General features: G+C 34.0%; 10 protein-coding genes. 4 read left to right on the top strand and 6 right to left on the bottom strand.

The window, feature by feature from the left end:
- Window positions 1–208: 208 nt before the first annotated feature.
- Together ABD940_RS14385 and dapA are read right to left on the bottom strand one after the other, a co-directional pair.
- Entirely contained in the window at window positions 209–712 is a 504-nt protein-coding gene (locus tag ABD940_RS14385) for a GNAT family N-acetyltransferase (protein WP_345205261.1), read from the bottom strand.
- Window positions 713–806: 94 nt separating this feature from the next.
- Window positions 807–1679 (bottom strand): 4-hydroxy-tetrahydrodipicolinate synthase, encoded by an 873-nt coding sequence (gene dapA, locus ABD940_RS14380; protein ID WP_345205259.1) that lies wholly within the window; start codon window positions 1677–1679, stop codon window positions 807–809.
- A 195-nt stretch (window positions 1680–1874) separates the two neighbouring features.
- Between dapA and ABD940_RS14375 the strand changes: the two genes are divergently transcribed.
- The 4 genes from ABD940_RS14375 to recO are packed head-to-tail and all read left to right on the top strand — an operon-like array spanning window position 1875 to window position 6566.
- A complete protein-coding gene (locus tag ABD940_RS14375; protein ID WP_345205256.1) occupies window positions 1875–2642 on the top strand; it encodes a 5'-nucleotidase C-terminal domain-containing protein in 768 nt (255 codons plus the stop codon).
- Complete coding sequence (locus ABD940_RS14370; RefSeq protein ID WP_345205253.1) at window positions 2642–3592, top strand: bifunctional metallophosphatase/5'-nucleotidase; 951 nt, start codon at window positions 2642–2644, stop codon at window positions 3590–3592. The genes ABD940_RS14375 and ABD940_RS14370 overlap by 1 nt, the downstream gene beginning before the upstream one ends.
- A gap of 2 nt (window positions 3593–3594) precedes the next feature.
- Window positions 3595–5880, top strand: a complete 2286-nt coding sequence (gene porZ / locus ABD940_RS14365) for a type IX secretion system anionic LPS delivery protein PorZ (RefSeq protein WP_345205250.1) — start codon at window positions 3595–3597, stop codon at window positions 5878–5880.
- A complete protein-coding gene (recO, locus tag ABD940_RS14360; protein WP_345205247.1) occupies window positions 5880–6566 on the top strand; it encodes a DNA repair protein RecO in 687 nt (228 codons plus the stop codon). The genes porZ and recO overlap by 1 nt, the downstream gene beginning before the upstream one ends.
- 20 nt (window positions 6567–6586) lie before the next feature.
- On the opposite strand, the gene ABD940_RS14355 is transcribed toward recO, so the two are convergent.
- The 4 genes from ABD940_RS14355 to ABD940_RS14340 all read right to left on the bottom strand — a co-directional run bounded on the left by ABD940_RS14355 (window position 6587) and on the right by ABD940_RS14340 (window position 11657).
- The gene (locus tag ABD940_RS14355; RefSeq protein WP_345205658.1) at window positions 6587–9241 is read right to left on the bottom strand and encodes an MGH1-like glycoside hydrolase domain-containing protein; all 2655 of its coding nucleotides are present in this window, start codon (window positions 9239–9241) and stop codon (window positions 6587–6589) included.
- Between the two features lie 439 nt (window positions 9242–9680).
- A complete protein-coding gene (locus tag ABD940_RS14350) occupies window positions 9681–10490 on the bottom strand; it encodes a glucose 1-dehydrogenase (protein ID WP_345205245.1) in 810 nt (269 codons plus the stop codon).
- A 75-nt stretch (window positions 10491–10565) separates the two neighbouring features.
- Entirely contained in the window at window positions 10566–11039 is a 474-nt protein-coding gene (locus tag ABD940_RS14345) for a GNAT family N-acetyltransferase (protein ID WP_345205242.1), read from the bottom strand.
- Between the two features lie 3 nt (window positions 11040–11042).
- Window positions 11043–11657, bottom strand: a complete 615-nt coding sequence (locus tag ABD940_RS14340; protein ID WP_345205240.1) for a DUF1684 domain-containing protein — start codon at window positions 11655–11657, stop codon at window positions 11043–11045.
- Window positions 11658–11706 lie beyond the last annotated feature (49 nt).

The following is an 11706-nucleotide window of genomic DNA, read 5'->3' as shown; positions in this document are numbered from 1 at the left end:
CATAAAATAAAAAATCCCTGCATTATTAAAATACAGGAATTTAAACACTAAGGATGAAAAAAAATATACTGATAAAAAGCTAAAACAGCTTAGCACCAAGCATATGAATGTATTATTATAAGTGATTTGGTTCTATTGCAAAGATGTACAAAAAAAATAAATCACATTTTATAGAATTATAATTAAATGTTACAGAATTTCAATCTCATTATTTTTTAATTGTGAATTCCATCAGATAATCATCCATTACATAACCATTTCCAATGTCAAAAACACCTTCGTCATATATACTAAAGCCTTGTGATTCATAGAATTTCTTCGCAGAATTAAATTTATTGACATTTAAAATAATTCTTGAGTCTCCACTTTCTTCAACCTTTCCATTTAAAAATTCCAATGCACCTTTTCCGAAACCTTTTCCTTTACTTTCAGGAATCAGATAAATTCTGTGAAGTTTCGTTGTTTTTTCTTCATAGCTGTTTTCATATCCGATAAAACCTTCAAAAGAATCACTATTTTCATCTTTAATTAAATAATAATGATAATTTGAATTTTGTAAATGAGTGGCAATTTCTTCCTGAGAATACATTGTTGATAACATATATTCCATCTGTTCGTTGGAAAGTATTTCTGCATAAGCATTTTCCCAAGATCTTCTCGCCAAATCCTGAATTAAAGGAATATCGTTTTCTGTAGCTTTTATAAATTTCATTATTTTAAAATTTTATAATTAAAAAAGGTGAAAAGCATTGAACCTTTCACCTTATATGTTAGTTGTAACTTTAAAATGTTACTGGAAAATCGTATTAAATGTTTGCCATTTCCGCTTTGATTTTCGCGTAAAGTCCTTCTGAAGCCTGAACCAATGGAAGTCTCAAATAATTTTTAATAATTCCTTTTTCTGTTAGGATTACTTTAATTCCGCAAGGATTTCCTTCTGCAAAAATCAATCTTGTGATTTCTACCAATTTGTTGTGAATTTCATATGCTTCATCAACTTTTTTATCAAAAGCCAACTGAACCATTGTAGAAAATTCTTTCGGATAAGCCTGCCCGATTACAGAAATTACTCCTGCTCCACCTGCTAAAGTTACAGGAAGTGTATATTCATCATCACCTGAAACTAAATTGAAACCTTCTGGTTTTTTTCTTAAAATATCAAAATACTGTAAAATATTTGGTGCAGCTTCTTTAATTAAAAATAAATTCGGGAATTCATTTGCCAAACGTAAAGTTGTTTCCGCCTCAACATTTTGCCCTGTTCTTGAAGGAACATTATAAATAATGATATTTTTTCCTGTAGAAGCTAAAGCTTTATAATGCTGATAAAGCCCTTCCTGATTAGGTTTATTATAATATGGAGACACAGAAAGTACCGCTTCAAATTCTGAAAGATCAGCTTCTTCAATCTGTTTTTTTACTTCAAGAGTATTATTTCCGCCAATACCCAAAACCAGAGGAACACGTTTATTATTAACCTTAATGATATGATCAACTACCTGTTTCTTCTCGTCGTCAGAAAGCGTTGCAGCTTCCGCCGTAGTTCCCAAAACAACTAAATAACTGGTTCCGTTTTCGATGTTATAATCAACTAATTTTGTTAAACTGTCGAAATCTACGGATAAATCTTCATTAAAGGGTGTCACCAACGCAACACCTACTCCTTTTAAAATGCTCATCTGTTAGAATTATTTTTGCCAAATTTAATAATTTCGACTAAGAATTTCTAATAATTAATAATGTTTTATTATACATATAATTATATTTGCATATACTAAAAGATATTATGACATCGCTATGACCGAAGTTGTGTATAAAAGCACAGTAACTATTAGTGATTACATATGACCTTTAAAAAAATTAATTTGCAACATATGAAAAATAAATTCTTGTTACTAGGAATTGCTCTGGCTGCACTTTCCGCTTGCAAGACGGCTTCTTCGGTTTCGTCGATGCAGCTTACCGATGTGAAGACTCAGAAAAATATTTCTATTAATAACGAGCTGAAGAATGATGGGGAGTTTGTAAAAATTATCGAACCTTATAAGCAAAAATTGGATAAAGAGATGAATCAAAAGATCTCCCACACCAATGTTGATCTTACAAAACAAGGTGACAATAGTAATTTGGGCAATCTTTTAGCAGACTATACATTTGACGGAGCTGATGAATGGACGGAAAAAAATCTCCAGAAAAATGTTGATGCCGCATTGATCAACATCGGAGGAATCCGTACAACGATCGGGAAAGGTGATATTTGGCTGAAAAGTGTGTTTGAAGTAATGCCTTTCGAAAACGAAGTAATTATTGTTAAAATGAAAGGTTCGGATTTACAGGGGCTTTTTGATTATTATGCAAAAACTCAGGTGAATAATCCGGTTTCTCATTTATACATTGAAACTAATAACGGACAGTTAACCAAATATTTAATTAACGGAAAAGCTGTAAACGCTACTCAGGATTATTACATCGCAACGTCTGATTATCTGGCTTTGGGAGGTGACAATATGAAATTTTTCTCAAAAGGAGAATCAATTTCTACAGGAATTAAATTAAGAGATCTTTTCATTGATTATTTTAAGAAAAATCCTGAAGTGGTCGCAAATACAGATGTTCGTTTAAATTTTATCGGTAAGAAGTAATGGATAGAAAAAAGTTTTTAAAAGCAATAGGTGGCGGAACTTTAGCAATGGCTTTAGCTCCCAATATGATGATGGCGGAAGAATTAAATATTCTTGACTTAAAATCTGCAAACAAACTTACGATTCTTCATACCAACGATCAACACAGCAGAATTGAACCTTTTGATGCAAGTTATACCAAGAATCCCAATCAGGGAGGTTTTGCGAGAAGGGCAAGCTTAATTCAGCAAATCAGAAATCAGGAATCTAATGTTTTGCTTCTTGATTCTGGTGATATTTTTCAGGGAACTCCTTATTTTAACTTTTTTGGAGGCGAACTGGAGTTTAAATTAATGTCCATGATGAAGTACGATGCTTCAACCATGGGAAATCATGATTTTGATAATAGTTTAGATGGATTTTTAAAGGTTTTGCCAAATGCGCAGTTTCCTTTTATCTGTTCAAATTATGATTTTAAAAATACTATTCTTGACGGAAAAACTTCTCAATACAAGATTTTCAACAAAAACGGAATTAAGGTTGGAATTTTTGCCGTAGGAATTCAATTGGATGGATTAGTTGGGAAAAAGCAATACGGAGAAACAGTTTATTCTGACCCAATTGATGTTGCCCAACATTATTCAAACTTTCTTAAAAACGAACAAAAATGTGATCTTGTAATCTGCCTTTCACACATCGGCTACGATTACAAAGACGAACCCAATAAAGTAAGTGATAAAATCTTAGCTGCCAAAACAGAAAATATTGATATTATTCTGGGAGGTCATACTCATACTTTCTTACCGGAACCTCAGACTTTTACCAACAGACAAGGTAAAAATGTTTTGGTAAACCAGGTTGGATGGGCAGGACTTCTTTTGGGCAGAATAGATTTCTTCTTTGATACTAATAAAAACGTAAAACATATTTCCTGGAATAATCAGGTAATTGACAGCAGCATAATAGCATAAGCATGAAAAAACTCTCTTTAATTTCTCTTGGTATTTTGGCATCCCTGCAAGTTGCAAATGCACAGACTATTTCTTCAAAAAAATGGGCAGATCTGTTCTCATACAACAACGTTCTCGCCATGAAAGAAGACAACGGAAAAATAGTTGCGGCAGCGGAAAGTGGGGTATTTTATTATACTGTTTCAACAGGCGAAATTACTAAGCTGTCTAAAGCAAACGGCTTACACGAGGTAAAAATTTCAGCGTTTGATTATAATCCGCAAAATAAAATAGGATTAGTTGGCTATCAAAACGGTTCATTGGATGTTATTGCTCCTGATGGAGTTACGTATGTTGTAGATATTCCTATCGCAACCGGCTATAATGGAAGTAAAAAAATCAACCATATCTCTATTACAGGAGATTTGGCGGTTATTTCTGTGGGATATGGTGTCTCTATTTTTGATTTAAAGAAAAAGGAATTTAAAGATTCTGCCTTTTTCTTGTCAGGCGGAATTTATGAAGCAAGTAATGAAGCTACTATTTTTGGAAATAAGGTTTTTTCTGTGACCAATTCAGGTTTAAAAACCCATGAAATGAATACAACCTTCCCTGTTTTCACAACATGGGTCAATGAAATGGCTGGTTCTTTCAAACATATTGATTCGGAAGGAGTTTTGAGTTTTTCTTCAGCAAATTTAGCTTATCTATACAACGGAGGAAGTCCTGTCGCTCTTTCACAGTCATTTACAAATGTTCACGATTTAGTAGTTAATAATAATAACATTGTTGTTACAGATCTTAGCAGAGTTTACACATTTAATACTAACGGAACGTTTAGTGGTAATGTGACTTTTGGTGAAGAGTGTAATACTGCTACAACTGTAGGAAGCAGCGTATATGGAGGAACAATTTTATCCGGAATAAAAAATGAAGGAGGTAATTCTTTCAGACCAGATGGACCATATTTAAATTATGCTTACAAAATAAGCTTATATGGGGAAAACCAAATATTGGTTTCAACAGGTGGAAGGGAAGCAAGATTTAACACTCCAATTATAAATACAAAAAACCCGGGGTTTTATTATTTCGATGGGGCAGGTTGGATACATCCTTCCTATTTTAAAGGCAATTCTACAATATTCAATGTATTAGATGTTGTTGCAGATCCTGTAAATCAAAATGATATATTCTTTACCAATTATACTACATCAGCCGGACGTGGTGTTTATAAAATGAAATATAATGCCGGCAGTAAAGATTTTACCTTTACAAAAAATTATAATCTTGGTACCAATGACTTGTCTGCAAGACGTGCTGTAGGTCTTACTTTTGATGATTCTAATAATTTGTTTGTAACCATTGCTTTTTCAAGTGATGGAACAGCATATGGTCCTTTTACAGCTGTTGGCGCTTATGACAGAGGCACAGACGACTTTCTTATAAGAAATACAACGCAAAGCTTCGGAGTGGCACAAAAGGCATTATTCCATGACGGTTTACTTTGGATACCAACTCCAAGAGTTAATAATTTCATAGCCTATGATGCAAAAAACACCGTAAATACATCTGATGATAAAGATTATATATTAACTCAGGCTAATGGTTTTGCCACTACTTCAGGAGGAACACTTTCTGTAGCCATCGACAAATCCGGAGATGCATGGATTGGCGGAGACGTCGGATTGAGAGTTTTACCTAATGCAGCCTCAGCAGTTAAAACACCTGCAAATGTTACTGTTGAGCCAATTATTATAGAACAAAATGGTCTTGGAGAAGAGCTTTTCAGAGATGGGCAAATCTTGCAGATTGAAGTAGATGCAGGAGATCACAAATGGGTTTCTGTAGATGGCGGTGGAGTTTATTATCTTTCAGCAGACGGGCAACAAACGATCAAACATTTTACAAAAGAGAACTCGCCACTTCCTACCAATAGCATCACAGATATTAAAGTTGATAAAAAAACAGGAAAAGTATACTTTGTTTCTTATGACGGAATTGTAACATATCAAGGTGATGTTGCTGATGTTACATCAGATTTTGGGAATGTTTTGGTATATCCGAATCCTGTTGTTTATTCTAATTTTAAAGGAAAAGTTACGATTAAAGGTTTGGCAGAAGTTACCAATATCAGAATTGCTGATACGGCAGGAAATGTAGTACATTCTGCTGTTGCAAGAGGTGGGTATTATGAATGGGATCTTAACAATCAGAGAGGAAAAAGAGTTGCTTCGGGCATTTATTTTGTATTAATGACCAACGAAGACGGTTCTGATAAAGCGACAGCAAAAATCGCTGTGGTCAATTAATGAATTCACAAAACGGATTTTTATTATCATACATAAAATACGGTGAAAATGATGCAGTTCTGCATTGTTTTACAGAAGAAGATGGCTTTCAGTCTTATTTTTTAAAAGGAATTTACGCCAAAAGAAATAAGAAAAAAGCCTTACTTCTCCCGTTGAGCAAACTCAATTTTTCTTTAAATCCTATAAAAGGCAACGGAATACAGACCATTTCAAAATTCGAAATGGTAAAAAGCAACGATATTTACACAGATATAAAATGTAATACCGTTGTGTTTTTTGTTTCAGATTTTTTAAATCAAAACTTAAAACACGAAAACAAAAACCACAATATTTTCTTTTGTTTGGAAGAATTTATTGATGAATTAGAAAACGAAAATTATCAGTCGCATCTAATTTTTTTAATTAAAATTTTAAAAATACAAGGAGTTGCACCGTTAATTAATAACGGAAAATTCCTCGATCCTGAAACCGGAACTTTCACTTTCGAATCGACGCATCAACTTTTTACAGAAGATATTTCCACCATTTGGAAAACCGTTCTTTCGGTTGAGAATCCTTATCAGATAAAGATTCATTCAACCTTCAGGAAAGATTTTTTAGACAGTATTCTGGTGTATTTTCATTATCACATTACGGATTTCAGAATTCCAACTTCTTTGGAAGTGATTCAACAAATATTTGAATAATCTTTTAATAAAATTCAGCGTCACTTTGCATCTTCGGGCATTTCTGTTTCCGATTCTGCAATTTCTTTTTTAGAAAATCTCGGCATCAGAATTTTTGCAATTAAACCGGTCCAGCCTGTTTGATGAGATGCTCCTACTCCACGACCGTTGTCTCCATGAAAATATTCATAAAATAAAATATAATCTTTAAAATCGGGATCTGTCTGAAATCTCGGATATTGTCCATTGAAAGGACGATTTCCATTTTCATCTTTCAAAAATAACTTTGCTAATCTTTTGCTTAAAGCATCTGCAATCTCATCTAAATTCAAATAATTTCCACTTCCTGTAGGATATTCAACCAAAAAATCGGGACTATAATAAAAGAAAAAACGTTGCAGACTTTCAATAATTAAAAAATTGATCGGAAACCAGATCGGACCACGCCAATTGCTGTTTCCGCCGAAAAGCCCGCTATCACTTTCTGCAGGAGTATATTTTACCGCATAATCTGTTCCGTCTAAATTGATGGCAAACGGATTTTTTTCGTATTCCTTAGACAAAGCACGAACTCCAAATTCACTCAGGAATTCATCAGGATTCAACATTCTGTGAAGCAATCTTTTCAAACGATGACCGCGCAAAAGTGAAAGCAAATGCTTTGAATCTTCACCCTTCACTTCCCAATGAGAAACCAAAGCTGCCAATTCCGGTTTGTTTTCTAGCACCCAGGTCATTCGTTTTTTGAAATTTGGTAATTTTTCAATCATTTCATCATCAATCACTTCGACTGCAAACATTGGAATTAAACCAACAATCGTCCTCAATTTCAAATACATATGATCTCCGTCACTCGAAGCAAGTGCATCATAAAAAAATTCATCCTCTTCATCCCAAAGACTGAAACATTCTTCTCCCATATTGTCCAAAGAATTCGCAATCGAAAGAAAATGCTCAAAAAATTTCATCGCCATTTCTTCATACACATTGTTGTAAAGTGCTAATTCCAAAGCGATTCTCATCATATTCAGGGCAAACATCGCCATCCAGCTCGTTCCGTCGGATTGTTCAAGCTGTTCGCCATTTGGAAGTGTTGTATTTCTGTCAAAAACACCGATATTATCAAGTCCTAAAAATCCACCTTCAAAAATATTGTTCCCATTACTGTCTTTTTTATTCACCCACCATGTAAAATTCATTAAAAGCTTCTGAAAAGCACTTTCAAGAAATTCTAAATCAGGTTTATCTTTTAAATATTCATCAATTTTAAAAACTCTGAAAACCGCCCAAGCATGAACAGGAGGATTTACATCACTCAAGTTCCATTCGTAGGCAGGAAGTTGACCGTTCGGATGCATATACCATTCGAAAAGAAACAGTTTTAACTGCTGTTTTGCAAAATCGGGATCGATTAACGAAAAACTTATGGTGTGAAAAGCCAAATCCCACGTTGCATACCAAGGATATTCCCATTTGTCGGGCATAGAAATAATATGGTCGTTATTCAGATGCTTCCATTGGTAATTGCGGATTTTTTCACGTGATTTTGGCGGTGGCATTTCTGCAGGATCTCCTTTTAGCCACTTTTCGACATTGTAATGATAAAACATTTTGTTCCAGAGCATTCCTGCAAAAGCCTGTCGCTGAACCAATTTTTCATCATCTGTTTTGATTCCGTTTTGAATTTCTGCATAAAATTCATCTGCTTCTTTTTGTCTTGAAGTAAAAATTTCTTCAAAATCCTGAAATGGCTGTTTTAAATCTTTATCTGAAATTCTGAATTCAAAGGTTTTTGTTTCTTTTGGTTTAAAATTTACATCAATAAAAAACGATGCTTTTGTTCCGAAATCTTTCGGATTGATAGATTGAGAATTTCTATTAATTATAAAATCATTTATTCCGTCTTTTGTATATTTTGATTGATTAGGAGATTGATACAATCGTTCATCATTCGTTTCATTATCGCAAAACAAAACTTTTTCAGATTGATTTGCGTAGATGTTTTTTATTTCTAAATCTTTATGATTGATTTTTATTGAATTTGCATCTTCAGCATTCATTTGAGGCTTGTAATTATCATAACCCCAGTTCCATGTATTTCTGAACCAGATTGTAGGAAGAATAATCAACGGAACTTCTTTTTCAGATTTATTCACAATCGTCAATTTTACCAGAATATCATTCTGATTTTCTTTTGCATATTCAATGAAGATATCGAAGTATTCATTTTTGTCGAAAATTCCGGTGTCAATTAATTCATATTCAGGTTCTTCCTTGCTTCTTTCGCCGTTTGTTTTTATCAAATCTTCGTAAGGAAAAGCATTTTGAGGATATTTGTATAGCATTTTCATGTAAGAATGCGTCGGTGTGGAATCCAAATAATAAAAATATTCTTTTACATCTTCACCGTGATTTCCCTGTCCGTTTGATAAGCCAAAGAAACGTTCTTTCACCATTTTATCCTTTTTATTCCAAAATCCTACGGAAAAAACTAACTTCTGAAGGTCATCACAAATTCCGCAAATTCCTTCTTCTCCCCAACGATATGTTTTGGCTTCCGCAATGTCATGATTGGTATAATTCCATGCATCTCCGTCTGCGCTGTAATCTTCGCGCACAACGCCCCACTCACGATTGCTGACATAAGGTCCCCATTTTTTCCAGGTAACGTCGGATAGTCTTTCTTTTTCGTTCATATTATTGTATAAATGATGATTGATAGATGATAAATGATTAAATCTAAGGTTTTTGAAACGTAAATTGTTAGTTTGTGTCATTCTGAACGAAACAATGTGGAGTGAAGAATCTCTAAAAATAAATCCTAGATTCTTCCTTCGTCAGAATGACAAACTTTACGAATATTTTTTATTAATAAATTCTTTTTAAGCTAAAATTTTATAGCAAAGTGATACAAAGTTTTTCTTTACCATTTTTCTTATGGATTAAAATAAATAAAGACACTCCGCTTATTTCTGAATTTGCTTTAAATCGACAAGCAACTTCCAAAAGACCGCCGTTTCTACTTTGACTGATCGCGCCCCGGATTGAACGGCATGTCTGAGCTCTTTTTGTAAGCCCTGGAAAAGCAAAGGCACAAAAAAGCGAGTAGTGAAAGCCGGAAATGTGCGCCAAAAACTATCCTCCCGTTGAAAAACTTTCGAAAGTCGTCATTCCGCCATCGACAAAAATACTTGTTCCTGTGATGTAATCTGCCAAATCGCTCGCCAAAAATGCAGCTAGATTTCCAATATCTTGCGGTTGACCAATTCTGTTATACGGAATTAATGTTAAAAGTGAATTAAGTGCTTCAGGAGTACTCCAAGCTCCTTTATTGATCGGCGTTTGAATCGCTCCGGGACAAATGGAATTTACACGGATTTTGTCTTCTCCATATTCCTGAGCCAACGTCTGCATCAACATTCTGATCGCACCCTTACTCGAAGCATAGTTTGCATGACCCGCCCAAGGAATAATCTCGTGAACCGAACTGATGTGAATGATTTTCCCACAGGCAACGGAACGTGAAGTATCGATTCCGCGGCGAAGAAATTCTTTGATCGCTTCTCTTGCACATAAAAACTGACCTGTGAGGTTTATCCCAATGACAGTATTCCACTGATCAAGCGTCATTTCTGTGAATTTTGAATCTTTTTGAACTCCTGCATTATTGATTAAGATATCAACTGTTCCGAATTGTGATACCACGTCCTGAAACATTTTCACGACCTGATCTTCCTTGGAAACATCGCATTGATAAGTAATTCCGTTTCCGCCTGCATCGGTGATCTCTTTTAAAACAGCCTTTGCTTCATCCATAGAATGTTCCGAAGAATGATTGACAATGATTGTCGCTCCTGCAGAAGCCAATGATTTTGCAATTCCTGAACCAATTCCGCTGGAAGCTCCTGTAACTACAGCAACTTGATTATGAAGGGATATTTCCATATTTTATTATTTGATATTACTCAAATTTAGCTGAAAGTATCACGCCAAACATGAAAATTTTTGATTAAAAATTTCTTAAAGTTTTTTAACCATTAAAAATTGGGGTCCGCTTCTGCCGATTCTTGTTTTTCCTTCATATAAATAGCCTGTTTTCAAATACAATTCGTAAGCGGAAATATTATTTTGATTCACGGCAAGGACAATTTCTTCACAGTTTTGGAAATTTTCACGAACGAAACCATCGATTTCGATCATTGCAAGTTTTCCTATTCCTTTTCCCTGAAATGCGGGATTGATCGATAAAGAGCGAAGTAATGTTGAGTTTGAGTTATCCGTAATATCTAGTTTATCTTCTCCAAAATCCAATGTGAAAAATCCGACCGGCTTTTCATCCTTGAAGATGGTAACAGGAAATTCCAAATCTGTATTTCTTTTCGCAATTCTATTTAAAGCAAATTCTGAAGATGAAGTGTATTGTAACTGCAGTTCGCTCAGTGGGTAATTTAATTCCGGAAAATCTTTTTGCGTGAAAAATTTTAGGCTAATCATATTTTAATGATGATAAATATCTTCATACATTACTCCTGCACGAATTTCAACAGGAAGTTTGTTTTCTTCAGGAACAATCGGGCAATTGTAATCATAAGCATTGTAAGCGCAATATGGTTGATATGATTTATTGAAATCCAGAACGATTGTATTTCCTTTCGGAATTGTTAGATCCATATATTTTCCACCGCCATACGTTTCTTTTTCATTGGTTGCATCACGGAAAGGCAGAAATAAATGGTCTTTATATTTTTCCTGTTTAATTAGATCCTGACTTTGATATATGGTTAAAATATAAGTTTTTCCGTCTAAAATGAAAGTTGCTTTACCATATTCTTTATATAATTTTGTTTTTCCGGAAGATGTGGGAAGATCAAAAGGCTCGGCATTTTCTGTTTTTGTAAATTTTGCTGTAACCCGATACTTTGAATTTATCGGAAAGAATGGATGTTTTTTAAAATTTGTGAAATTATCTCCACGCAAAGGTGTTTCTTTGGGATTTAAATATTCTGCATCCAGTTCTTTTTGAAATTTTTTCACTTCCGATTCTTCTTTAGAAACCTTTTGAGAAAAGATCAATAAAGGGAAAAGTAAAAATATTACTATATATTTCTTCATGAATTTTTAATTTTAAAGCTAGAAATTTTTAATTCTTTACTGATTAAGA

The sequence above is a fragment of the Chryseobacterium ginsengisoli genome, from assembly GCF_039542325.1.
GTDB classification, from domain to species: domain Bacteria; phylum Bacteroidota; class Bacteroidia; order Flavobacteriales; family Weeksellaceae; genus Chryseobacterium; species Chryseobacterium ginsengisoli.
The sequence above is the reverse complement of the archived record's forward strand: the minus strand, read 5'-3'. Positions and strand labels throughout refer to the sequence as shown.